This is a genomic window from Citrobacter amalonaticus, from assembly GCF_002918555.1.
Classification (GTDB): domain Bacteria; phylum Pseudomonadota; class Gammaproteobacteria; order Enterobacterales; family Enterobacteriaceae; genus Citrobacter_C; species Citrobacter_C amalonaticus_A.
The window spans coordinates 215,677-240,180 of sequence record NZ_PQMB01000001.1; the positions used below are offsets into that span (position 1 = coordinate 215,677).

General features: G+C 51.7%; 18 protein-coding genes. 3 read left to right on the plus strand and 15 right to left on the minus strand.

All coding sequences use genetic code 11. The annotated features are described in order from the left end of the window. Positions 1-322: 322 nt before the first annotated feature. From C3432_RS01105 to C3432_RS01115, 3 genes are all read left to right on the plus strand, one after another. A complete protein-coding gene (locus C3432_RS01105; protein WP_103774867.1) occupies positions 323-1,513 on the plus strand; it encodes a hypothetical protein in 1,191 nt (396 codons plus the stop codon). Between the two features lie 80 nt (positions 1,514-1,593). Further along, positions 1,594-5,517, plus strand: coding sequence for an RHS repeat protein (locus C3432_RS01110; protein ID WP_181012857.1), 3,924 nt, complete (start codon positions 1,594-1,596; stop codon positions 5,515-5,517). A gap of 54 nt (positions 5,518-5,571) precedes the next feature. After that, entirely contained in the window at positions 5,572-6,795 is a 1,224-nt protein-coding gene (locus tag C3432_RS01115) for an RHS repeat-associated core domain-containing protein (RefSeq protein WP_103774869.1), read from the plus strand. A gap of 155 nt (positions 6,796-6,950) precedes the next feature. Here the strand turns inward: C3432_RS01115 and C3432_RS01120 are convergent, their stop codons facing one another. From C3432_RS01120 to C3432_RS01190, 15 genes are all read right to left on the minus strand, one after another. Beyond that, complete coding sequence (locus tag C3432_RS01120) at positions 6,951-7,793, minus strand: LysR family transcriptional regulator (protein WP_103774870.1); 843 nt, start codon at positions 7,791-7,793, stop codon at positions 6,951-6,953. Positions 7,794-8,115: 322 nt separating this feature from the next. Further along, positions 8,116-9,255: a beta-galactosidase BglB gene (bglB, locus tag C3432_RS01125; RefSeq protein WP_103774871.1), complete on the minus strand. Its 1,140-nt coding sequence runs from the start codon at positions 9,253-9,255 to the stop codon at positions 8,116-8,118. A 4-nt stretch (positions 9,256-9,259) separates the two neighbouring features. Then, complete coding sequence (locus tag C3432_RS01130) at positions 9,260-10,843, minus strand: MFS transporter (protein WP_103774872.1); 1,584 nt, start codon at positions 10,841-10,843, stop codon at positions 9,260-9,262. A 416-nt stretch (positions 10,844-11,259) separates the two neighbouring features. Then, the gene (flhE, locus tag C3432_RS01135; RefSeq protein ID WP_103774873.1) at positions 11,260-11,652 is read right to left on the minus strand and encodes a flagellar protein FlhE; all 393 of its coding nucleotides are present in this window, start codon (positions 11,650-11,652) and stop codon (positions 11,260-11,262) included. Then, positions 11,652-13,730: a flagellar biosynthesis protein FlhA gene (gene flhA, locus C3432_RS01140; RefSeq protein WP_103774874.1), complete on the minus strand. Its 2,079-nt coding sequence runs from the start codon at positions 13,728-13,730 to the stop codon at positions 11,652-11,654. The genes flhE and flhA overlap by 1 nt, the downstream gene beginning before the upstream one ends. Beyond that, positions 13,723-14,871, minus strand: coding sequence for a flagellar biosynthesis protein FlhB (flhB, locus tag C3432_RS01145; protein WP_103774875.1), 1,149 nt, complete (start codon positions 14,869-14,871; stop codon positions 13,723-13,725). Before flhB ends, flhA begins: the two co-directional genes overlap by 8 nt. A gap of 146 nt (positions 14,872-15,017) precedes the next feature. Next, the gene (gene cheZ / locus C3432_RS01150) at positions 15,018-15,662 is read right to left on the minus strand and encodes a protein phosphatase CheZ (RefSeq protein ID WP_103774876.1); all 645 of its coding nucleotides are present in this window, start codon (positions 15,660-15,662) and stop codon (positions 15,018-15,020) included. A gap of 10 nt (positions 15,663-15,672) precedes the next feature. Continuing rightward, positions 15,673-16,062 (minus strand): chemotaxis response regulator CheY, encoded by a 390-nt coding sequence (cheY, locus tag C3432_RS01155; RefSeq protein ID WP_103774877.1) that lies wholly within the window; start codon positions 16,060-16,062, stop codon positions 15,673-15,675. 17 nt (positions 16,063-16,079) lie between these two features. Next, positions 16,080-17,129 (minus strand): protein-glutamate methylesterase/protein-glutamine glutaminase, encoded by a 1,050-nt coding sequence (locus C3432_RS01160; protein WP_103774878.1) that lies wholly within the window; start codon positions 17,127-17,129, stop codon positions 16,080-16,082. Then, positions 17,126-17,992, minus strand: a complete 867-nt coding sequence (gene cheR, locus C3432_RS01165; RefSeq protein WP_103774879.1) for a protein-glutamate O-methyltransferase CheR — start codon at positions 17,990-17,992, stop codon at positions 17,126-17,128. The genes C3432_RS01160 and cheR overlap by 4 nt, the downstream gene beginning before the upstream one ends. 192 nt (positions 17,993-18,184) lie before the next feature. After that, the gene (tar, locus tag C3432_RS01170; RefSeq protein ID WP_103774880.1) at positions 18,185-19,846 is read right to left on the minus strand and encodes a methyl-accepting chemotaxis protein II; all 1,662 of its coding nucleotides are present in this window, start codon (positions 19,844-19,846) and stop codon (positions 18,185-18,187) included. Between the two features lie 81 nt (positions 19,847-19,927). Further along, complete coding sequence (locus C3432_RS01175) at positions 19,928-20,890, minus strand: Csu type fimbrial protein (protein ID WP_103775605.1); 963 nt, start codon at positions 20,888-20,890, stop codon at positions 19,928-19,930. Continuing rightward, positions 20,890-23,280: a fimbria/pilus outer membrane usher protein gene (locus C3432_RS01180; protein ID WP_103774881.1), complete on the minus strand. Its 2,391-nt coding sequence runs from the start codon at positions 23,278-23,280 to the stop codon at positions 20,890-20,892. Before C3432_RS01180 ends, C3432_RS01175 begins: the two co-directional genes overlap by 1 nt. Further along, the gene (locus C3432_RS01185; RefSeq protein ID WP_103774882.1) at positions 23,256-24,011 is read right to left on the minus strand and encodes a fimbrial biogenesis chaperone; all 756 of its coding nucleotides are present in this window, start codon (positions 24,009-24,011) and stop codon (positions 23,256-23,258) included. Before C3432_RS01185 ends, C3432_RS01180 begins: the two co-directional genes overlap by 25 nt. A 15-nt stretch (positions 24,012-24,026) precedes the next feature. Further along, positions 24,027-24,503, minus strand: coding sequence for a Csu type fimbrial protein (locus tag C3432_RS01190; protein ID WP_258041587.1), 477 nt, complete (start codon positions 24,501-24,503; stop codon positions 24,027-24,029). Position 24,504 lies beyond the last annotated feature (1 nt).

The window sequence follows — 24,504 nt, forward strand, 5'->3', positions numbered from 1 at the left end:
TGAGTCGCCGCATGTCAGTGGCAGTCTCAGCGCCGAACCGCTCACCCAATATATAAAACATAATCCTTAGTCGGTTCGTCTATCCGCATAGATTTTAGGCCTGGATCACTACGCCTTCGTACAAGAGCAATTGTTCAACGGGCATTATTTGCTTCACTCAGAACGGAAAAATTTAGTGCCCATTGTTGAGTCTCTACGTATCAATAATGCACATATACAACATCCCAGATAGTGATATATCTATTAACGTACAGTGCATGGATATTTTTAAGCATCACTGAAATAATAATTTTCACATTCTTTAATAATAAACGGGGTGAATATGTTAATTTATAAAGATGAAGTAACCAATAACTGGGATAATGTCGCCAGTGTATCTGCGGTTGCCATTTTAAGTAATAATAACACGACAAACTATGGAACACTTTTTTTGAATGAAAATCATCGATTACCCGTGACGGTTCTGCTCTCATTTCAACTCAAGAACACCAGTTTATCCGGGCCAACAGAACAGGAGATAGAGGATGCGCTAACCTTTATAAACTATGTTGATGAATCCGAGATCGCAGACCTCTCATTCTACACAGAAAATAGCGAGGATTTTGATTCCACGTATAATATGTATTACTATCAGGATGCGGAGAGTGTTTCCAGGAAAGCTACCCCCAATACTGCATATCAATATGAAATCAGCTATCAAATAGTACCTGTAGCCAATATTATGGTGGGTGAGCGTTACAGGTTAGCCATTAAATTAGTCGCAACAAAATCTGATGGTTCAACATTTACTTTTAACTCCGGTTCTGGGGCCAGTTCAGTTCAGGCAGAGTACGATCTTAATTTTGTGCCTGAAAAAGTCTATTTAAAGCCTGTGGATGGTGCAGTATCAACACTTTCATACCATTATCTAAAATGGCAGGAGGCAAAAAATATTCCGTCCATGTTCACTAAATATGGTAATCCAGACTTCAATAATCTCACCGCAGATTTATATCATATCACCATTGATCCGGCATTTATTGATGGATTCTCATTTCATTTTAATGATTTTTTTGAAATTAGTGGTTTTAAAGTATTAAGCACTTCAGAATGTAGCAACTCCTGGTTTCTCCCAAGCTATCATACAAATAAAAAAGAAAGTGTAGAATTCAATGATTTTTTAGAATTAATTTTCTGGACGTATGAAAACAAATACCGGGGGGATATAAATAACATTATGCTCACAAATAAAGGAATAAATAATGGAACTACTATAGCATCGATCATAATCATTAATAAAGATGGATATTGTAAATATGCAGGATATGTAACAGTCACGGAAGATATTCCTGCCCCAGATTATAATTTCACGCTAGTACACACAGCCACAGATTTCCAGCATACGGGTGATACCAGAGCAACATTTGGCGATAGCCAATATACCGTTCCGCTGATTGATAACTATGGAAATAACATTAAAGTTACTGTTGGTATAAATTCAGACGCGTCAGCTTTCATTCAGGAAGTAAACTAATCTCCACTATGCATGTAAAATAAAAGTCGCTTCAGGTATCTGAAGCGACCGTTCTACAATGGATGCTTCAGAGGCTTATCATGTCAAAAAACTATTACACTCACACCCCAAATTTTATCAGTTCCGCGTCTGAAGATGTTGATCCACGAACTCGTTTATTTGGATTTCAGCATCACCTTGGAATAGTCACTGGTAATAACGGAATGGGTCCTGAATTAGAGTTAACAATGAGTTACTCGCCAACCACGTCGAAGGATTATTATTTACTTGGCATTGGCGTTTCGCCTGGACTAACAACATACGACAAAAATAGTTTCACACTCAATATTAACACTGGTGAACAATACATAACCAGTGAGAATGTTGATTCAGATGATGATTATTTTGAAATAAAGCAGTGCAAGATAAAATCATTCATCGCAGAAAAACTGGACAAAAATAATTATCGCATTATTGACCATGATGGTAACACAACCAATCTGCAGGACGTGAGTAGTGGTGTATGTCTACCTGTCAGCATTTACTCCCCTCTTGGTCGGGGACTTTATCTGGAATGGAACTATGATGATTACGGACGTATTTATCTGCAAAGTGTTACGGATGATAATAGTGATACGCTTTATTATTCTGAATATGACAAGAATAACAAAGGGCTGATAATTAAATTTTTACCCGAAAGTCAGGAACACGATGAGAGCTATACATTAACATTCTCTACCAGTAACGGATATCTGACTCATGTGGCTCATTCTGCGCTCTCATATAACACGGGCTGGAATTACACATATACCGATGTAGGCGTCAGTGGTTTATTAACGCTGACCAAAATTCAAACCCCAACGGGTTTAACAAAAGAAGCTGTTTACAACGGGGGATTAACCAACTGTATTATGATGTTCCCTGATGGGTCCGGGCAGGCTCCCTTACCGGCAGTTACACAGCTTACCGTTACACCTGGATTCAATCAGCCACCGCAAATTACCACCTTCGCCCCGGTCGAAGGCCCATTCAAGAACTATCTTGGATGGGGTGGACAGATGGGAGCCGCCTGGTCTCCCGACAGCGATAATTTGTATAATGTCCTGGATGAGAATTATCAATACCAGACAGTAGAAACACTTGTATCCGGAGATCCTGACGAGGCGGACATCGTCACCACCTACATTTACAATAGCTATCATCTGTTGCTCTCCAGGGTTACGACGCAGGCAGAAACGACCTATCAAGTGGATCTGACTTACTACGCTTTGCCCGGAAACAGTTTTGATCAGCAACCACCGCAGTTTCAGTTCCGTAAATTACAGAAAGAAACGTGGTCAAACGATGAGGGCTCTTATAGTAAATATACGGGTTCCACGTACGATGAAGACGGTAACCTGACTAAAAAAATTGACTTATGCGATGCCGACGGCGCGGCTACGGTTAACAGCACTATCACCGATTCAGTTTACTATAGCGTCAATGGAGAAAGTGATAGTGCCGATATGTCCGCGGGTTGTCCGGCTGATCCCGTGGGCTTTCCTCGCTGGTTAAAAAGCGAAACCATCACCTCCCCGGTAGTGAGTGGTTATGATGATGTCCCAGTTATCACCACCCTGTATCGCTATCAGAAGTTTGACGTTCTCAGTAGTGCTATACCGCTAAGCTACGCTATTTTTCCTGTGCAAGAAACGCACACCAGTTCTGCAGCCCCCTCTCCATCTGGGCGTTTATTGAGCAAAATCATGTCGTATTATGCCGATTCATCATCATCAGATTATGGACGTCCGCTTCAGCAGCAGCTAAATACTTACGACATTAATGATAACAGTGGCAACACATACTACAGCCAGGCTATCCATTTCAGTTGGCAGATAACGGGAGATATGCTCAGCCAGAGTCAAATTATCACTACACATGACGGCAATACTGTTACCAATTCAATGACCAGTTCGCGTTTAACACAACGCGTATGGTCTGTTACTGATGCAGCAAAAAATATTACTGAAATAACCTATGACCCGTTGGGTCGGGTGATTTCTGAAGTTCGCAATAAGGGGACTGAATATGAATCAATCAATACCTCTTCATATTATCTTGAAACCCTGAATAACAGTATCTCTGCGATTTATACCATCAAGAGTGACGATCTCGGAAATGCTTCCCGTATTGATCATGACAGTATGGGACGGCTGATTAAACATCAGCGAAATGCACCTGATTTTAATGCACCTGATACCTGGAGCATTATCAGTACCACAAACTGGGATAGTTTTGGACGTCAACACGATTCGACCAGTCAGGACTATACCGATCCCAGTATAGACAATATTAATGCAAACTATAGTGTGACGGCTCAGGCTCAATTCGATCACTGGGGGCAACAGTCACTTACTATACTCTCTACCGGGCAAAATCAGTTCAGCGCTAACAACCCGGTATTAAGATCCACTCGTTCACAACTTCAGGTTGCTGACCAAAGCCTGCTCCTGGGTTCTGCCCTTTCAGAATATAATGTTTTCGACACCTTATGGAGACAAAGTACTCTGGATAGCAGTGGAAAAGTTTATGCACAATCTATTTACGAATATGACGGACTGGGTCAGCTACGAAAAGAAACGGATCCGCTACAACGAGTAACAACTTACACCTACGATCCTTTTGGTCGAATAGCGACGAAGACATTACCAAATGGTGATGTTCTGGGATGGACTTACGAACCTTTTTCTTACGCCGCACTTGCAAATCAAATTAAACTTAATAACAGAGTTATGGGATCGCGGACATTTGATGGGCTGGGACGGATATGGAATACAGCCAGCGGCGGTCGTCAGAATTCTGCAACCTATAGTGGTGAAAAGACGGTTCCGGACACCGCGACCAACGCCCTGGGGCAGACACTTAGTTTTTCCTATATCAGTGAACTCAATAATTCACTTCATACGGTCAATGGCGCAACGATTTCTCAGAGCTACGCCTATGAAAAGAAAACTGGCCGTTTGCAGGCAATGAAAGAATCAGGTAGTCGAAGCAACACATTCAGCTGGTATCCTTCGGGACAAGCATATGAACCCACGTTTACCAATACTGCTGGCGTCGTTCGTTCAACCTCCACCAAATGGACATTGATGGGGCAACCTCTCAGCTATCGGGATGTTGGTCTCAGGGAGTCATCGTTGCACTATGACGACTTTGGTCGTCTGCACGTTTATGAGGATCCTCAGGTTACGATAACGTTGACGCCAGATCCTGCAGGGCGTTTATCCACGCAGAAGGTGGAGGCTAAAAATAATTCTGATTCACTGCTTACGACCCTTTACTGGGATGATTTCAGCCGCGAGCAAGGACGAGAAATTAAGCCATCTTCAGGAAGCACTCTTTATATTGGGCAAACCTTTTATCTTAATAATCAGCTTGAGACCCGCACGATCACGTTAAAAGGGGAAACTGAAAAGGACGATATTATTCTGCGCAATGAGAGCTTCCTTTACGATGAAAGAAGTCGTTTGACTAAATATACCTGCATCGGCAGCGAACTACCGGTAGATGCTTACGGTAATTCTTTTACTGAACAACATTTTGAACTGGACAGTTACAGTAATATTTTGTCATGCCTGACCACACTTAGTGATGGAAGTGTTGATACCGCCATATTTAATTATGAAAATGAGAAAGACCCCTGCCAGCTAACATCAGTCAGCCATTCACTTTCCGGTCTCTATCCTGATTATGTTGAACTGCATTACAACGATGCGGGTTACATGACTACAGATGAAGCGGGACGAACACTAACTTACGACGAAGCTGGACGACTGACCAGCGTCACGGGAACTGACGGAGGTAGTGAATATGCTTACGATGCGTTTAACCAGCTGGTGATGCAGTCTCTGGGTAATCAGGATATTTGTGAATTGTATTACAATGGTGAACGATTAATGAGCGAAATTAATACCAACAAAAATCAGATCACCCGCAATATTCCAGGCGTGTCAGGAACATCAGCCATTAGCACAGAACCATTATAATGTTCTGTAATCCAGGGCTGCCGTAAGTCGGCCCTCAAAGACGAGGAATATATTATGACATTGCAATTAACCGGGAATTATTCCCTGGGTAGCCCGTTGCTTTCCCTCTCTGGAGGCGTCAGTACCCGATTTAGCTGGAGCCCATTTGGTGAAACGGCTCAACGGGACGGCGACGCAACAGCATTACCCGGGTTCAACGGGGTGCGTGCTGACCCACTCACCGGGGTTTCCCATCTGGGGAACGGCTACCGGGCTTATAGCCCTGCCCTGCATCGCTTCACCTGTCCGGACAGTGAGAGTCCATTTGGGGTTGGCGGTATCAACCCGTATGCCTATTGCGAGGGGGACCCGATTAATAATACTGACCCGAGCGGACATGGCCTGATCACGCTGATGCTGCGTATCATTACCCGCGTGGCGGTACGTCTTTCCTGGATGCTGGAAACAACAGCCGGAACGGTGGTGAGTACGTCTCTGAAGATAGAAACCGGACTGGCCTTAGCCAGCCTGGCGACAACGGGTATTGCTGCCGGCGTGGCGAAAGCACAAGGTCACACGAAAGTGGCTCAGTCTCTGGGATGGTCGGTACTGGGACAAGTTGGTGGTTTCGTTGTCGGAGCAACACTGGGGCATTTGTTTCAAAAGACATCCGGACTCATCAAAAAGGTTGTCAGACCCGCCTCCACAATTAGTGATCCAGAAAACTTCAGACTCCGTCAGAAACTTTTTTGCTTCGAAAATATTCCGGGACTCGATCCTGATATCGAACTTACACGGTTTACTAAATTGGCGAATGATTTTAATGGAGAGGGTTCGTCCTTACTCGATCTTCATGGGACTTTAACTGCTGATGGAAAGTCTGCTCAACTTTTTGAACATCCAGTTTTTAAGGAAAAAAAAGGGGCTACTGGTATTGATGATATTTTGGATATACTGGAAACACTGGCTATAGATCTTGCTGAGAATAGAGGACAACTCGATATTGTCACATGTGAAGCTGGAGGATTTACCCAGGATATCCCGACGCTGGGGGATGAACTAAGTGCAGGATTTGACAGGACAGTCATTACCTATGGAACTCGCGGAAAAAATGCATCTGTGGGTGTTATAGAACGTGCCGTATTGACATTTCTTCACAAAGGTTTAAACAAAAATATTTTTCGGGTGCGAATGTTGAACAATGAGCTTCCACAGAATAAAGTCAATGCGTTAAAAAATAAACACCATCCGGATCGGTCAAGGGACAGATTATCACGAATGATTTATAATCGGGTTTAGTGTCATCGGTAATATAACATGCTGAGGGCTGCCGTAAGTCGGCCCTCAAATATGAGGAACATAGCACCTGCCAGAGGGGGAAACCGGTAAGAAATAAATGGGTAAGATATATGGATGATCATCTCCATCGATAAATAAATTTATAACGTATATATTTACATTACGCAATTCGTGATGAGGCCACAAATTAATTGACTGATGTTTTTTCCTGCGGTCCTTTTTCTTAACAGATACATAGTCATTTTATGTGTCATAAAATAGCTTATTTTAATATTATCATTTATTTTCAGGACATCCAGAAAAGAACGGGTTGCGATCAAGGCACCATGCCCTTGATTTACCTCATCAATAATATTTATTATATTTTTATAATCTATTTTCACATGTTCTTTTTCTGGAAATTGACAATTCAGTTTCTCATTAATATATTTATTATACTGGAAATTATGATAAATCACGGTAATGCTTTCGAAACTGTTGGAATCATCAGGCTTTGATACTAAAAAAATATCAAAATCATAATCCTGACTGTATGCGTTATCTATTTCAAGATCGGTAATGGAGAATAATATATCATAAAAATTTTTAAATGATGTAAAATTCTCAATATTATCAAGATCAATAAAGCCAACACTCACATCAATATCATTATTTATAAAAATATTTTTAATACTATTAACCATAGAGACTGGAATGTCTGCCGAAAATGCTACCCTGTGTATTTTCCTGTCTATTTCCTCCCTGGCATTTCTTTCTATTTCCAGCAGTTCTTCATACAGAGGAGCGATTCTGTTATAGAGTTTTGTACCTTCTTCACTGGGTATCATTCCCGCTTTACTTCGAATAAAAAGCTCGAAACCAAGATAAAACTCTAAATCTGCAATGGCTCTGCTCATCGGTGTTCTGGATATATTTTCCTTTTGCGAGGCACGTGAAACGCTACCTTCAGCCATTACAGCCATAAAATATTTCAACTTAGTTGAGATAAAAACATTCATTTCCCTCTCCACATTGAATTTAACCGTATTTATCTATCCTGGCAAAAATAGTAAAACGATAAAACAATAAATATGTGTTTTTTTGTAACAGCTAAAACTTAGTGGAAATGAAAAATATAATAAAGCTCGAATGATCACATATCAAAAAATAATAATAAAAAGCATTACAAACAGGAGGCGCTGCGTTTTTTGCCCGATGCAGCAGCCGCCTGTTGGCGGACGTTTTCAAAGGGAGTTTTCCAGTCGGACTGAAGATGTCAGTCGGAGGCGGGTTGAATCTGCCCTGAGAGAACCTGATGCAGGTTCTCTCAGGGTATAGCCATCAAAAATACTTACGCAGATACTCGGTCAGGCAAAGCATCGCCATCGCCTGGCCGTACGGCATTGAGGTCAATGGGATATTGCGGTAGAAATCGAGATCGTGCCCCATCCCCGTACCAAATGAGGTTTGCAGCAGTTCACCTTCCGGCGAAATGTGTTTAACAATACCTCTGATGGCCTTTTCTGCGACCTCCGCGTATTGCGGGTCCACATAGCGTTTGCGCACAGCTTTCAGGATACCGTAAGCAAAACCCGCCGTTGCCGAGGCCTCCAGATACGACTGAGGATCGTCGAGCAGCGTATGCCATAATCCGCTTTCATCCTGACCGTTTGCCAGCGCGGCGATTTGCGCATTGAGCACCTGGAGCAGATAACGGCGCACCGCGCTCTTTTCTGGTAAATCAATCAGTTCCAGAAAATCCGGGATCACAATGGTGAGCCAGCTGTTGCCGCGCGCCCAGCGCGCGTTGGCAAAGTTATGGTGTCCATCGTAGCTCCAGCCGTGGAACCACAAACCGCTCTCTTTATCCATCAGATTCTGCACGTGCAGCAAAAACTGATAAGTCGCCTCTTCCACATAATCCGGGCGGTTGAGCAACTTGCCAATTTTCGCCAGCGGCAGCACCGTCATCATCAGCGTGTCATCCCACATTTGCTGATGATTCTCTTCCGCCAGCGTGATGTGCTGCATTCCGCCATGATCGGTACGCGGCATCTCATTCATCGCCCACTCGGCCCATGTGTCGAGCCACGGCAGATATGCCGGATTACGCGTCTCTTCATAACGGTACGCCAGGGTCAGAAACGGCGCCATGGTGTTGACGTTTTTGGTGGTCGCGCCTTCCGCAAAACGATCCGTAAACCAGTTGTCGATGATATCGCGCATCGTCTCATCACCGGTCTGCTGGTAGTACTGATACATCCCATACAGCCCCACACCGTGCGTCCACTCCCAACCGGCCCACCCTTTGGTATCAATCACGCGGCCATCATCCAGCCGTAGCAGAAATTGACCACTCTCATCCCTGATGTTCACCAGATTGTTCGTCACCGTCTGAATCAATTCTTTCAGCGCTTCCCGGGAGATAAAACGCTCCGGCTGACGTAATAATGGGCTATGTTTGACGGGCCAAACTTTCATCTCTTTAACCTCTGTTGTATGTCGAATTCAATGTTGCGCCCTGCTTCAGCGAAGGTGCAGCAGGTTTATTACGGTTCAGGTAACCAATATTGTTGTTACCCCACAGCGATTCATAAGGCATCCCGGAGAGCATCTCGACGGTGGCACGCGCCTGGGGCGTAATATTTTCCGGCATGACGTGGCCTGATTCGCGCATTTTTGCCGTCTCTTCGCGCAGGGTGCTGTGAGTGTGTAAATTCAGTTTGAAGCGCAATGAAACCAGGAAGCCACAGGCCAGAACCAGCAGCGTACCGCAGCTTAAAATCAGCAGAATGGTATGGCTGACCGATTCAGGTTGCGTACTCTGTCCCGACACGAAGCCCGACATCTGCATCACAATCCCGACCAGCATCACCGCGCCAGCCTGAGACGCTTTACGCGTCAGGGTCATGATCCCCGCAAAAATCCCTTCACGGCGTTGACCGGTGATCACTTCATCCACATCGGCGATATAGGTATAGGTGTTCCATGGAACATAGTTGATCCCGCCGCGTCCCAGTCCTGCAACGGCAGACACCAACAGCAACAGGGAATAGATATCACTCAGCCCCGCATAATAAAGAACGGCATAAGAGAGCGAGCTCAGACCAAACAGCACCACCACCATTCGGTAAGACGGCGCAGGCCCAAAACGAATACAGAGTGGGATCATGGCGATAACCGCGATGAACTGGAAGATAGCCATCGTTCCGAGCAAATTTGACGCCATAGAGGCTTCCTGCATCAGGACAAAAACGACGTAATAGGTGAAGACCGCGTTGAATACGTCCTGGGCAATATATCCCCCCAGATACATCCCCAGATGCTGGCGGAAGATTTTGATGCGTAACGTTGAGCTAAGCTCCACGAACAGACGGTTCATACTCTGTTTAAACGTCAGGTTCTTCTTCTCTTCTTCGGCACGCAGCGCCGCTTCCGTCCACTCTTCACGCGGGCGTTCCCAGGTGAAGAACCACACAAACGTCAGCATCAGCGCACACAGCACCGAAAACACGATACTGGCGTAGAAGAATGAGATCGGGTTGTCTTTACCAAACGCGGTCAGCAGGATCCCCGGCAGGAATGAGGCCAGAATGGCGGACATCTGCGCCATGCCGATGCGGGCGCCGGAGAATTTGGTCTTCTGTTTGAAATCATCGGTCATTTCCGGCACCAGCGTCTCATAAGGCACCAGGATCATGGTATAGACGATATCAAACACCAGATAGGTCAGCAGGTAGTACCAGAAGCTCATATCGCCAACCCACATCAGCGAGTAGCTAAAGACGCACGGAATACCCAGCAGAATAAAGAACTTGCGACGACCAAAGCGTTTGCCCAGCCATGTCGAACCAAAGTTGTCGGTCAGAAAGCCCATTAGCGGACTGACAACCGCATCCAATACCCTGGCCGCCGCGAAGATAAATGTCGCCTCGATAGGCGTCAGCCCGCAGAAGGTTGTATAAAAATAGAGTAGCCATGCCGCCGTCAGGGCCGTCGTTCCGGCCCCTAAAAAGTCGCCTGAGCCATAGGCGAAATAATTCACTAACCCAATTTTCCGTGATTTCATTGCTCTTAACCCTGCAAATTGTTGGGCCCCTGACATCCTGGTTTCGCCAAAGGGAGTTTTTACACGGCTACAGTAAAAGCATCAGGAAAGTGAAACCTTTTCTTTTTTGCCACCTGCGAACGTGAAATGGCAAAAATGCAAAGAGTCCGGCAACACGTGTCACTGATTTATAAAACAGTGTTTCTATTCAATCAAAAGCACAGGTCAAAAATGCGAATCCGCCAGCAATTTCCTCTGTGTTCTCCATAATTCAGGTTGCGGGACACGCTTGTCAGGAACGAATTTGAACAGCCAAAGGCTGCCTTTGGTGAGGGATAAGGATGAGGCGGGTCACAGAACCAACGTCCCCACCGCCTGAAGTATGACGAGGATGCTGGCTGTACGAATGGTGGAGAGTTAGCGAGAGTCAGAGATAGTTAGCGATAGTTCACAATCACCTGATTACTCAGGACTTTCAGTGCCGGGATCAGGCGACCACCGCCGGGAACTTCCCAGATAAAGTGCATGGGTTCTACCGCAGGAACATGACTGAAAGCGAGGGTGGTGCCACTCTGCCCGTCCAGCTCCACGCAGCGAGACTGCGAGCATAAACGCACCCGTAACCCCGCCGGTGTCGGGCCAATTAGCTCATAGCGCCAGGCCACCAGCGTCATCAAGCCGGAAACCGGCTGGCCGGGTGAGAGTGGCGATGAAGACATTGATTCACCGCGATAATTGAGGGTAACGCCCGTACTGCTGGCCTGCCACGCGCCATCTTCCGCGGCGTGTGCTGCAAGCGGCAACAGTAACAGCCAAACAAACTTACGCATTATTTACCTCCAATGGTCGCCGTCATACGAATGTTACGGTTATCGGAAAGCTCCATATTCGACAGCACCGCCAGCTGCGGCAGGCTCCGGCGGAGAAAGCGCGACAGCAGTGGACGCAGCGCATGGTTAACCAGCAGCACCGGCGGCGCCCCCAGCATCTCCTGGCGTGACAACGCTTCCTGCGTCTGCGCCAGCAGGCGATCGGCCAGACCAGGCTCCAGGCCGCCACCGCCCTGCAACGCCTGGAGCAGCAAACGTTCCAGCGACGCGTCGAGGCCAATGACGTTCACTTCTTCATTGCCGGGGAACCATTGCTGAGTGATGGCTCGCCCCAACGCAACGCGCACCACGGCAGTCAGTTCATGCGGATCGCTTTGCAACGGCGCATGTTCCGCCAGCGTTTCCAGAATCGTACGCATATCGCGGATTGGCACTTTTTCACCCAGCAGGTTCTGCAATACCTTATGCAGGGTGGTGAGCGTAACGACGCCCGGCACCAGATCTTCCGTCAGTTTCGGCATCTCCTGCGCCACCCGGTCCAGCAGTTGCTGCGCCTCCTGACGGCCAAACAGCTCTGCGGAGAACTGACCGATGAGATGGTTAAGATGCGTTGCCACCACCGTACTGGCCTCCACCACGGTAAAGCCCTGAATCTGCGCCTGCTCTTTCAGGGCGCTCTCGATCCAGATCGCCTCAAGGCCAAAAGCCGGATCGACGGTTTGCTCGCCGGGCAACGTCCCCGCCGCCGTGCCCGGATTGATTGCCAGCCAGCGCCCTGGATACGCATCGCCACTGCCGATCTCCACCCCTTTCATCAGGATGCGGTAGCGGGCAGGCTGTAGATCCATATTGTCGCGAATGTGGACGACGGGGGGCAGGAAGCCCATATCCTGGGCGAATTTCTTGCGGATACTACGAATGCGGCCCAGCAGCTCGCCATCCTGCTGAAAATCCACCATGGGGATCAGACGATAGCCAACCTCCATCCCCAGCGAATCCTCCAGCTGAACGTCATTCCACGTTGCTTCCACCACCGAATTATTTTCCGGCATTTTCACCGGTGCTGGCTCAGCAGACGCTTTTTGCTCACGCCCGCGCACCCACCAGGCCAGGCCTAATAACGCAGCGGTAAACAGCAGGAAGACCAGGTTGGGCATCCCCGGAACAAGCCCCAGCAGACCCAGGACTGCCGCACTAAGCAACATCACTCTGGGGTTACTGAACAGCTGCCCGACCATCTGCTCGCCCACATCCTGGTCAGTACTGACGCGGGTTACGATAACGCCCGCGGCGGTGGAGATAACCAGCGCCGGGATCTGCGCCACCAGGCCATCACCGATGGTCAGCAGGGTATAACTTTCCGCAGCATGTCCCATGCTCATACCGTGTTGCAGCACGCCCACTAACAGGCCGCCCACCACGTTAATCACCATGATTAAGATCCCGGCGATGGCGTCACCACGCACGAACTTACTCGCACCGTCCATAGAGCCGTAGAAATCGGCTTCCTGAGTGACCTCCGAGCGGCGTTTTTTCGCTTCGTCTTCACCAATCAGACCGGCATTCAGGTCGGCGTCGATCGCCATCTGTTTACCCGGCATCCCGTCGAGGACGAAACGTGCGCCCACTTCCGCGATACGTCCGGCACCTTTGGTGATCACCATAAAGTTAATGATCACCAGAATCACAAACACCACGATCCCGATAGCAAAATTACCGCCGACGAGAAAGTGACCAAACGCTTCGACGACCTTACCCGCCGCCGCCGCGCCGGTATGCCCTTCCATCAGAATGATGCGGGTAGACGCCACGTTCAGCGCCAGGCGTAATAAGGTGGTAAAGAGCAAAATGGTCGGGAAGGCGGCAAACTCCAGCGTCCGTTGGGTGAACATCGCCACCAGCAGGACCATGATCGACAGGGCGATATTGAAGGTAAACAGCAAATCGAGGATGAACGCGGGCAGCGGCAGCACCATCATCGACAAAATAAGCAGGATGAGGATCGGCCCGGCAAGAATTTGCCATTGCGTGGATTTCATGTTGCCGGGCAGGCGCAGCATCGCGACCAGATTAGCCATCAGTATTCTTCTCGTTCATAAAATCCAGTGCGTCAGGCACAGGAAGATTTGCAGGTTGCGGTGGACGTTGACCGCCGGCGAGTCGCCAGCGTTTAAGTTGCCAGACCCAGGCCAGGACTTCCGCCACGGCGGCATACAGTTGCCCAGGAATTTGCTGACCAATCTCAGCGTGTCGATAGAGCGCCCGCGCCAGCGGGGGCGCTTCCAGCGTGGGGATCCTGTGCTCTGCCCCAATTTCGCGAATACGCAGCGCCACCAGCCCCGCGCCCTTGGCCACCACTTTTGGCGCACTCATTTTGTTTTCGTCATATTGCAACGCCACCGAATAGTGGGTCGGGTTGGTGACAATCACGTCGGCTTTGGGGACATCGCCCATCATGCGCCGCCGCGCCGCCGCCCGCTGCATCTGTCGGATGCGCCCCTTAACGTGTGGATCGCCCTCGCTCTGCTTAAACTCATCGCGAATATCCTGACGTGACATACGCAGCTTTTTCAGATGGCTGAAGATCTGGAAGAAGACGTCAAATCCCACCATTGGAAGAACGCCCAGCACCACCAGCAGTGCGCATAATCCGACCAGATCCAGCGCATTTCCCATCGCCGCTCTGGGTGATTCCGCCATCAGTCGCATCATCTCCGGCCAGTTATGCCAGAGATAAAAACCGGTCACGCTGCCGACCAGCGTCGATTTCAGCACCGCTTTGAGCAGCTCGGCGCCGGTCTGCGCCGAGAATAAACGTTTGATACCCGGTAGCGGATTCAGTTTTGAAAATTTCGGCTGCAGCGACTTACCGCTGAAAATGAGCCCGCCAAGCAGCACCGGAGAGATCAGTGCCACCAGCACCACGCCGGTGATAAGCGGCAGGAGCGCCAGCATCGCCTCTTCAATCAGCAAAATAATCTGCCCGAGGATCAGATTCGGGTCGTTGACCAGGCTGTGATCAAACCGTAACCCCGCAGAGAGCATGGCGGATAACCTGCGCGCCAGCGACTCACCGCCAATCCAGATAATGCAGACCCCCACCAGCAGTATCAGCATTGAGGTAAGCTCTCTGGATCGGGGGACCTGCCCTTCTTCCCTGGCTTTCTCAAGTCGATGGGGGGTGGGGGCTTCGGTTTTGTCGTCGTTCTCTTCAGACACGCATCAGTTCCTGAGCAGGCACATAAGCAGGAATGATGCCAGAACCGCAATGGGTCAATGGGCAGAGTAAACGGTAAAAAAGGCGGGGTTTATGGCTTTAAGGCAGACAGCCGGAGGGCGGCGCGCGCCCTCCGGCAAAATGAACATCAGAACCCCAGGCTGTCCAGCAGATCGTCGACCTGGTCCTGACTGGCTACCACGCCCGCTTTGGAGGTGTCCACCTGCGGGCCGTTGAGCAGGCTTTCGTGCTCGCGTTTCGGGCGAGCCCCCTGTTCGGGGATATTTTCCAGCAGCACCATCAGGAGCTGACGTTCAATTTCCTGAATAACATCCATCATGCGTTTGATCACCTGACCCGTGAGGTCCTGAAAATCCTGCGCCATCATGATGTCCAGCAACTGCGCATTGGTGAAGCTGGTATGCCCCGGCACGTCGCCAAGATATTTGCGCGTATCGGTGACCAGTTCGCGGGCATCGGAAAGCGCAATCGGGTTTTCAAACCACTCATCCCAGCGTTTGGTCAGCGCCTTCGCCCCTTTTTCCATTTCATCCTGGTGCGGCTGCGAGGCTTCCACGCTGTTGAGCGCACGCTCGGCCGCCTGCGCGGTCATCTGAACCACGTAATCCAGACGGTCCCGGGCATCGGGAATCGCCTCCGCGGCTTCGGCAATCGCCTGATCCAGCCCCAGTTCACGCAAACTGTCGCGCAGCATTCGGGTCAGACTGCCGATGCGCGCAATGATGTCTCCTGCTGAACGCTCATCAACAGGCTTTATTTGTGGTTGCATCATCATAAGCCCCTCACATGCCCAGTTTTTCAAAGATTTTGTTGAGCTTCTCTTCCAGCGTCGCCGCCGTGAACGGTTTGACCACATAACCGCTGGCGCCCGCCTGAGCCGCGGCAATGATATTCTCTTTCTTCGCTTCCGCGGTCACCATCAGTACCGGCAGCGAAGCCATGCCACCGTTCGCACGAATGGTTTTCAGCAGCTCAAGACCGTCCATATTCGGCATATTCCAGTCAGAGATGACAAAACCAAAGCCCCCCGTCTGGAGCTTGTTCAGCGCGTCAACCCCATCTTCCGCTTCTTCAACGTTGTTAAATCCCAGCTCTTTTAGCAGGTTACGCACGATGCGCCGCATGGTGGAAAAGTCATCCACAACCAAAAACTTAAGCTCTTTATCCGCCATCTAAAATTACTCCCGATTCAAATACGTATTGCCTGTCCGGCACTGATTTTCGCCAGCATCTGCTGGCTTACCTGGCTAAGATCGACCACTTCGCTCACACCACCCATATTGATGGCCTCGCGCGGCATGCCGAACACTACACAACTTGCTTCATTTTGCGCGATGGTCCAGGCTCCGGCCTGATACATCGCTAACATACCGGCCGCGCCATCGTTGCCCATCCCCGTCAGGATCACCCCAACGGCGTTGCGCCCCGCATGTTTCGCTACCGAATGAAACAGCACATCAACCGATGGCCGGTGCCGGTTAACCGGCGGACCATCGTGAATTTTGATTTGATAGTTCGCCCCGCTGCGCGCCAGCTCCATATGCTTATCGCCCGGTGCAATGTAGGCGTGACCGGGGAGGACACGCTCACCGTCTTCTGCCTCTTTTACGCTAATCTGACACAGTTTGTTCAGCCGCTCGGCAAAAGAGCGGGTGAATCCCGGCGGCATATGCTGGGTGATGATCACCGCCGGACTGGAGAGCGGTAGCGGTTGCAGCACGTGTCGAATCGCCTCGGTGCCACCGGTGGAAGCGCCAATCGCGATCAGCTTTTCTGAACTGAGCAGCGGCCCGGCCTTTAACGTCACGGGAGCCGCCACAGGCTTATGCGCCGTCAGACGCGCCCGTGACGCCGTGCGAACTTTCTCGGCGATCGTCTCGCTGTAGGCCAGCATCCCTTCACGGATCCCCAGCTGCGGTTTGGTGACAAAATCGATGGCGCCCAGCTCCAGTGCCCGCAGCGTCACTTCGGACCCCTTCCCGGTCAGTGAGGAAACCATCACCACCGGCATGGGGCGCAGACGCATTAATTTTTCAAGAAAATCAAGGCCATCCATCCGTGGCATCTCAACATCGAGCGTCAGCACGTCTGGATTGTATTTTTTGATTAAGTCACGGGCCACCAGCGGATCGGGCGCGGTGGCGACCATCTCCATATCGCTATGGCTGTTAATAATTTCCGTCATGATCTGGCGCATCAACGCAGAATCATCGACCGACAACACCCTGATTTTACTCATGCTTTATCCTTACTTAGCGCATACACCGTCTGTCCGCGCAGGCTAAAGTCGCGCACGAGGTTGCTAAAGTTCTCTGAGTGACCGGCAAACAGCAGTCCATCAGGCTTAAGGAGAGGAACAAAACGATGCAGAATGTCCTGCTGCGTCGTTTTATCGAAATAGATCATTACGTTACGACAAAATATTGCGTCAAATGGCCCCGGTACGTTGTACTGCTTGTCGAGCAGGTTGACGCCAGAGAATTCAACGTGGCTGGTCAACTCCTGACGCACGCGCACCAGCCCTTCATGCGGCCCGGTCCCGCGCATGAAATAGCGCTGTAGCTGCTGTGGCGACAGCGTTTTCAGCTCGCTAAGGCGATAAATTCCGCTGCGCGCTTTCTCCAGCACTTCGGTGTCGATGTCGCTGGCAAACACTTTCCAGCGTCCCGCCCCCGTCCCGAGCGTGTCAGCCAGGGTAATGGCAATGCTGTAAGGTTCCTCTCCGGTTGACGCCGCCGCGCTCCAGACGCGGTACTCCCCTTTGCAACGACGCGCATGTTCGGCCAGCACCGGAAAGTGATGGCCTTCGCGAAAAAAAGCAGTCAGGTTCGTGGTCAGCGAGTTAATAAAAGCCTGCCACTCCGCACTGCTCTGGTTAGCTTCCAGGATGCTGAGATAGCGGCCAAAGTCATCCAACCCCAGCGTTCGCAATCGACGCACCAGGCGGTTGTAGACCATATCCCGCTTGTGGTCCGCCAGCACGATCCCCGCCCGCTGGTAGATTAACTGACATATCCGACGAAAGTGCGCGTCGGACAGCGCAAGGCGCTGGGTCATCTGTAACAATAATGACGTTTGCCCTGTAGGCAGAGATGAAGTCATGGCGCCTTCTTTATCACTTTCATTGTACAACTGACGCGGCCTGCGGCTGCGTCGATTCTGGTTGTGTTACGGCCTGTTCTTCAGGCTTAAATATCGTCTCTGTTTCGCACCCGGCGCGGTGGCGGCTTGCCGGGCCACCGTCATCCACGTTTGACGATCATCAGGCGGCGAAGGCCGCGCGAACGATGACGGTCAGAATGTTTCCCAATGGGTATCGTGCGGCGTGTTTACCGATGGATTCGGTAAGGGGCGCGGCGCATCCGCGACGGGACTGACTCCCCGTGGTTTTATTGCCAAAGGACGTGCGGCAAGGCGAAACGCAGACACGGCCTGGGTTAAACGGCTGGCCTGTTCTTCCAGCGCGGCGGCGGCAGTGGCAGACTCCTGAACCAGCGAGGCGTTCTGTTGTGTCACGCGATCCATTTCTGAAACCGCCAGCGCCACCTGATCGATACCCCGGCTTTGCTCATCAGACGCAGAGGCGATTTCGCCCATGATGTCGGTTACGCGGGTCACGGCATTCACGATGTCGTTCATGGTTTCACCGGCGCTTTCCACCAGCACCGAACCGGTATCGACGCGGGAAACGGAATCTTCAATTAATGCTTTAATCTCTTTTGCCGCCTGGGCGCTACGGCTGGCGAGATTACGCACCTCCCCTGCAACCACGGCGAATCCACGCCCCTGCTCACCGGCTCGCGCCGCTTCAACCGCCGCGTTCAGCGCCAGGATATTGGTCTGAAAGGCAATCCCGTCAATGACGCTGATAATGTCGGCAATTTTCTTTGAACTGTCGGCAATCTCGTGCATCGTTTTCACCACGCCGTCTACGACTTTGCCGCCATGCTGGGCGGTATCCGACGCGCTGCGGGCCAGTTGCGACGCCTGACGGGCGTTATCCGCATTCTGTTTCACGGTTGCGGTGAGCTGTTCCATGCTGGCGGCGGTCTCTTCCAGCGCCGAAGCCTGCTGCTCGGTACGGGATGAGAGATCGGTATTTCCTGCCGCTATCTCGCTGGTGCCGGCGTAAATCGCGTCGGATCCCTCCCGTACCTGCGTCACGGTATCAATCAGCGAACGCTGCATATGATCAACGCTGCCTGCCAGTTCACCGATCTCATTACGTCCGGCAACGGTCAGCTTGTTGGTCAGGTTGCCGCCGGCGATTTCACGGATATGCGCAATAACCCGGGCCAGTGGATTGAGCAACATCTGGCGAATGCCGTACCACACCACCACCAGTATCGCGACCAGCACCACGGCCAGAATAGCCAGCTGCCACTGGGCGAAGCGATAATCCCGCGCGCTTTGATCGAATGCTTTGCTGTAGAGTTTTTCGCTCACGCTGGCATATTGCCCTAACGCTTCCCTCATCGCGTTCTGCATCCCCTGGGTTGGCTGTGCAAAGTACGCATCCATGTTGCCGTTTTCCAGAAACTGAATCAGTTCGGTCAACGCGGCAAAGTACTGCTGATATTTCTCATCCACCGTGGCGCTGGCCTGCGCCATTTCCGCCAATGGCTCTATCGCTTTAAAGTTTTTGTAATGCCCGGCGGCCTGCGCCAGCGTGCTTTTCGCATTTTTCAGCAGCTCATTTTTGGCGCTACTCTGCTGGTTAGAGGCATCCATGATCATGCGCACCGAAGAGCGGCTCAGGTTGATGCGCGTCTGCAACATGAGGTCCCATGTTGAGGTCAGTTCACTCTGCTGCTGGCGTAAATCGTTTGAAATAACAAAACTTTGTTGGTTCTGCTGTAATGACGAAAATAACAGACCACCGGAAACAAGCTGTAGCAGTGCGAAAACCCCCAGCACCATCATCAGCATTGTGACAACGCGGATACGGTTAAACATAAGGCACCTTCCTGAAAACGAGTTATCAACGTTATCGGCACCCTGGATGAGAACTTTACATTTGCGAAAGGGAAAAAAGATTCAGAAGGCGATATCCACTACCACGGTATCGGTATAGGTTCCGGCGGGGGGCGTTGCCTGAGTTTGCAGGATCCGGGCGGTGTAGTTGTAGGTCCGCATCAGGCCATCGGAGCTGACTGATGATGCGCCACTGCTGGCCCAGCGCTCGCTGCCAATGCTGCCCCAGCGGCTGGTGGTGCTGGCTTTATAGATTTCATAACTTAATCGATTACTGCCGCTGGCCATATTTCTGACATTGCCGCTGGCGTAACTACCGTTGTTAATCCCGATGGTATAGTTGCTGCCTTTGGTGCAGGTCACTGAAACCATCTGCGAGATGGACGGAAAATTTTTCACTAACGGCGCGCTGCCGAAGTTCACGTCCGGTGCCGTGATGGTAATGCAATCGTTGGTTACCGTGAGATTGAGTGGCAACGTTGCCGGCAGCGTACCGGTTTGCGGCGTAATGCAGGCCCCCAATAACCCAACCTGACAAATATTGTAAGCGACGCTGAAATTGAGTGTGACCTGATACGGCCCGGCACTGACGTTTTGTCCGGTGACGGTGCGAAAATAGAGCGGTAGCGTGTAGCGTGATGAGCCGAGCAGCGCCAGCAACGTGCTGCCGCTCCAGGTATAGCTGCCGTTAATCGCAATTTCACTATTGCTGGCGCAGCCTGACTGCGAACACATCCTGACCGGGATGGTGTCCGGTACGCTGGTATCGTCGGTCCGCTTCAGCGTGGCCCGGCTGCTGGCCTGCACCGTAGCGCCGGTGTAAGTCAACGTCACGGTGTCGTTGTTCAGTAGCCCCAGTACAACGTCACACTGCACCACCAGGGTGGCGCTCGTCGCCTGCTCCGTGCTGTTTACCGTAAAAGAAGAGACGCTGCCAAACGCGCCGCTGGTGGTACTGACGGAACACGCCGCCCACCCTTTTGCGGACAATATGAGTAAAATCAACAGGTACAATACTCGCCGCATCATACGCCATCCTCGCGGCAGACCAGCGGCCCGTACGTTTTCAGCTTATGAGCCGGATTGGGCGTCAGGGTTAACGTGACCCGACAGCGTTTTCCCTCCGGTGTGACGACCTGCAGCGGATTGACAGCATCAAGATTTTCCAGCCAGACAATCCCGTCATACCCCACCACGGCGGTTCCTCTCTCCCCGCGCATCACCTGGCTGGCGACGGGTAATACCCGTCCCTGTTCATCATGCAGAATGAGACTGGCCACCTGCTCCTGCTCCATGGGGAAATCAACGAGATAGCCGCTCAGACGTCGCAGTGCGACCTTGCGTTCGGTCTCTTTCAGACGGGTGTCGGCAGGCAGGTTAAGCGTATTGATACTGTAGCGGGCAGGATAATAGGCAGAGACTCCGCTAATTAACAAATACCCGTGTTCGTTGGTTTTCCCCACCGGCTGATTTTCATAATTGACCGGGACATTGGCCTGCCCATCGGTACTGACCACAACAAACGCATCGTTAATCTTATTGGCGGCAAACAGCTGGTTATCCATCAGCACCAGCGAGCCCATCGCCTCCCCCCACCAGGTCATCTGGTCGCTTTCACCGTAAGTCCCCCCCTGAAGTTCAATACTGTTATTGCGCCAGCCCAGCGTCGCCTGTTGATAGTTACTGTCCTGTGACTGTCGCGCCCAGGCCAGATTCCAGCTCAACCCACCGTCTGTCGGCATGGAGTGGTTGTAGTTGATGCGCTGAGTCTGTCCCGCGTCCGGCGTTTTTTCCATGCTGAAGGCGGCACTGTCCCGCTCGCCCAGCGGAATTTGCACCGACATCGCCAGCGTCCAGTCGCCCTGCTGCTGGTCACGGCTGGCCGCCAGATAGAGGCTGCTGCTTCCCCACAGGTTGCGGCTCCAGGAGAGGTTCAACAGCTCTGTTTTTTGCGCATCAAAACTGCGGATGCCAATCCAGGCCGCGCCAATATTGCCGAACGTCCCCATATTCACGGTCAGCGAATACTGATCGCTTCGCTGGCTGAGCGACGCCAGAGGCTGATTATCGTCATCCGTCATCGCCGACCGATCGTACAGCGCCAGATTGCCAAAACCGCGCTCACGCCGGGTGTGCTGCGTCGCCACGCTGAATGCCGCCGTGTTGTACTGATATCCCCAGTTGATCTGGTTGCCGCGGTTACCGCGCATCCGGCTTTCACTCCATGCGCCGTTCACCACGCCAAATTGCCCCAGTTTAACCAGCGCCCCGCCCCCGCCCAGCGCCAGGGCTTCGGCACCTTCGCCGTGTCCTTCGAGCGTCAAAAAATCCGTCGCGCCATAGCGATACGTTGCACTTCCCACCGCCGGGCCGTAATCAAAATTCTCAATGCCATAGTTGCGTCGCAGGCTGCCAACCGTCAGCGCGCCATCGCTGATGCCGGACCTGAGCAGATTGCTGGCGACATAGAATGGCAACGTGGTGCTCACCTGCCTGCCCAGTGCATCACGGGTAACCAGCACGGCATCACCCGCACCGTTAATATAGGGCAGATTGGTCAGTGTAAAAGGGCCGGGCTGTAAGTTGGTTGACCCCGCACGATAACCGTTGATAAACAGATCGGCTGCCGTCGGTACTGCCGCCTCACCGGAGAATTCCGGCAGCGGCCAGGTCACCAGGTCGGGACGGAGTGTGAAATCCCGCCCCCAGGAAAGACCGCCGACGCGCACGCTATTGCTCCAGCTCAGCGCGTCGCTTATCACATCACCTGCCCGCCACTGGGTGGCATTTTCTTCTTCTGTCACGGTAAAAACCGTGTCATAGCGGACATACCCCTCCTGCTGAGTGTCGCTCCCCGCCAGATTCTGGCGCACATATCCTGTCGAGGAGAGCGAACCGGCATCATTGAAAACGCGCAGCTCATGCCAGAGTGAAGCCTGCCCCTCTCCCTGCTGCGTATGGCTGGTATAGAAGTCATAGTTGAACAGCGCGCCGCTACCGTTTTGCGCGACGCTTTCCGCGGCTTCGCCGCCAAAGGGGGTAATGCGCGCCGGGAGCCAGTCACGCGGGACGGTCAGCAACAGTCGCTGACCGCTGCTGTCATACTCAGCCTTAACCTGCGCCATCCGCGAGAGGTTTATCTCTCCGGGCGGCAGCTTATCCGCGGGCAATCCGGCCTGCTTAAGATCGGCGCTGGCAACAATATAATCGCCGTCTCTGTGGATAACCGATATCACCTGCTGCGTATCGTAATGGTTAACGATTAGCCCCAGATGAAAGACCGCTTGTTCATTGATGCTGCGGGCATCAGGCGGCGGGGGTAACGCATCATCCCCCGGTTCTGCACGGCAAAGCGTGGTGCTGGTTAATAGCGCTGTCATCACCACGCCGCTCAATTGGCGGGACCAGACTGCCATTTGCCATCCTGAGAGTTAATGGCAGCGGTTAGCCCATCGGGACGGGTCGCGCCGGTCGGCAGCGGCCAGCGCCGGAAACTGCCCGGCAGAACATAGCCCAGCAGCCCATCTGCCATGGTATGCCGGGAACCGCCCTGGCGCAGCGAGACTTCGCTCAGCCGGACATGAACATCGCTCTGATTACTGACCTCCAGCTGCGGTTTGCCATTCTCCTGCACCACGCGCCAGTGCAGCTGAGAGGCGTTGACTCTGGCGTGATGTTCACCTTCCTGCCATGTCGCAATCCCCTGACCGTAAACAAACAGCGGCAGCGAATAGCGCATCTGTACCTTCAATCCCATCTGCGCCTTATCGGGACTGCCCGTCTGCGGAATTTCATCCACAATAATCCGGTAAGCCTGTTCAATGCCGGTCGGCACGGCAGACTGTTTAATCAGCCGGATCAGTTGCTTACTGCCCTTATCAATGCGGACAATGGGCGGGCTGGCAACCACATCCTGTTGGTTTTGATAGCGTTCAAAACCGTCATTTTGTTGCCAGCGGACGATTCTCACCTGCATCGTTGCAGGCTCAGTGCCTTCATTCTGGATCCACAGCTCCGTGGCGTGACTGTCGGCCGCAAGCCACGGATCGATAGGCCAGAGTAATACCGTGGCGGCCCCCTGCGCTCCCGTGGAAAAGAGCGTCCCGGCAAGCGTGAGCAGCGCAAATGATGACATCATTTTTTTCATCGCAATTCTCCCTGACTACCATGACAACGTCACGGTAAGCTGATCTGAATAACTCCCTGCCGGGCTGAACCCGGTCAGAAACGCGGCGCCAAACAGCGGTATTGCGATATTGTTGCTGTCGCTATAGAGCACCGAAATTGTCTGGTTAACGCCTATCTCACTGTTCGCCGCCAGTGAGGCGGTGCGATACAAACGGTATGCCACCCGTTCCGTTCCGCCAGCACGAACCATATTGCGCACCGTGGTGTAGTTGCGTCCGCCGTCAATGCTCATACTGAGCGCCACGCCCGGAGTACAGGCCAGGGACAGCGCCGCGTTCGGCACGAAACTGGTATTAACCTGCTGCGTCACCACCCCGCTGTAGCTGCCGAAGTTAAGGGTTCCCAGCGCGCCGCCGCTGCCGGTGGTTACCGAACATCCCGGCGTAATCGTGGCGCTAAGCTGGAAAGATTGGGTGGTCACCGCCTGTAGCGGAAATACCGCGCAAGCCATG

Bases quoted from the DNA above. Each gene is read 5' to 3' on its own strand.
- cheR (WP_103774879.1), bottom strand. From the start codon at position 17,992: ATGACTTCATCTCTGCCTACAGGGCAAACGTCATTATTGTTACAGATG.
- C3432_RS01105 (WP_103774867.1), top strand. From the start codon at position 323: ATGTTAATTTATAAAGATGAAGTAACCAATAACTGGGATAATGTCGCC.
- flhA (WP_103774874.1), bottom strand. From the start codon at position 13,730: ATGGCTAATCTGGTCGCGATGCTGCGCCTGCCCGGCAACATGAAATCC.
- C3432_RS01180 (WP_103774881.1), bottom strand. From the start codon at position 23,280: ATGGCAGTCTGGTCCCGCCAATTGAGCGGCGTGGTGATGACAGCGCTA.
- C3432_RS01175 (WP_103775605.1), bottom strand. From the start codon at position 20,890: ATGCGGCGAGTATTGTACCTGTTGATTTTACTCATATTGTCCGCAAAA.
- C3432_RS01120 (WP_103774870.1), bottom strand. From the start codon at position 7,793: ATGAATGTTTTTATCTCAACTAAGTTGAAATATTTTATGGCTGTAATG.
- C3432_RS01185 (WP_103774882.1), bottom strand. From the start codon at position 24,011: ATGAAAAAAATGATGTCATCATTTGCGCTGCTCACGCTTGCCGGGACG.
- C3432_RS01110 (WP_181012857.1), top strand. From the start codon at position 1,594: ATGTCAAAAAACTATTACACTCACACCCCAAATTTTATCAGTTCCGCG.
- tar (WP_103774880.1), bottom strand. From the start codon at position 19,846: ATGTTTAACCGTATCCGCGTTGTCACAATGCTGATGATGGTGCTGGGG.
- C3432_RS01130 (WP_103774872.1), bottom strand. From the start codon at position 10,843: ATGAAATCACGGAAAATTGGGTTAGTGAATTATTTCGCCTATGGCTCA.
- bglB (WP_103774871.1), bottom strand. From the start codon at position 9,255: ATGAAAGTTTGGCCCGTCAAACATAGCCCATTATTACGTCAGCCGGAG.
- C3432_RS01190 (WP_258041587.1), bottom strand. From the start codon at position 24,503: ATGGCTTGCGCGGTATTTCCGCTACAGGCGGTGACCACCCAATCTTTC.
- C3432_RS01160 (WP_103774878.1), bottom strand. From the start codon at position 17,129: ATGAGTAAAATCAGGGTGTTGTCGGTCGATGATTCTGCGTTGATGCGC.
- flhE (WP_103774873.1), bottom strand. From the start codon at position 11,652: ATGCGTAAGTTTGTTTGGCTGTTACTGTTGCCGCTTGCAGCACACGCC.
- C3432_RS01115 (WP_103774869.1), top strand. From the start codon at position 5,572: ATGACATTGCAATTAACCGGGAATTATTCCCTGGGTAGCCCGTTGCTT.
- cheZ (WP_103774876.1), bottom strand. From the start codon at position 15,662: ATGATGCAACCACAAATAAAGCCTGTTGATGAGCGTTCAGCAGGAGAC.
- cheY (WP_103774877.1), bottom strand. From the start codon at position 16,062: ATGGCGGATAAAGAGCTTAAGTTTTTGGTTGTGGATGACTTTTCCACC.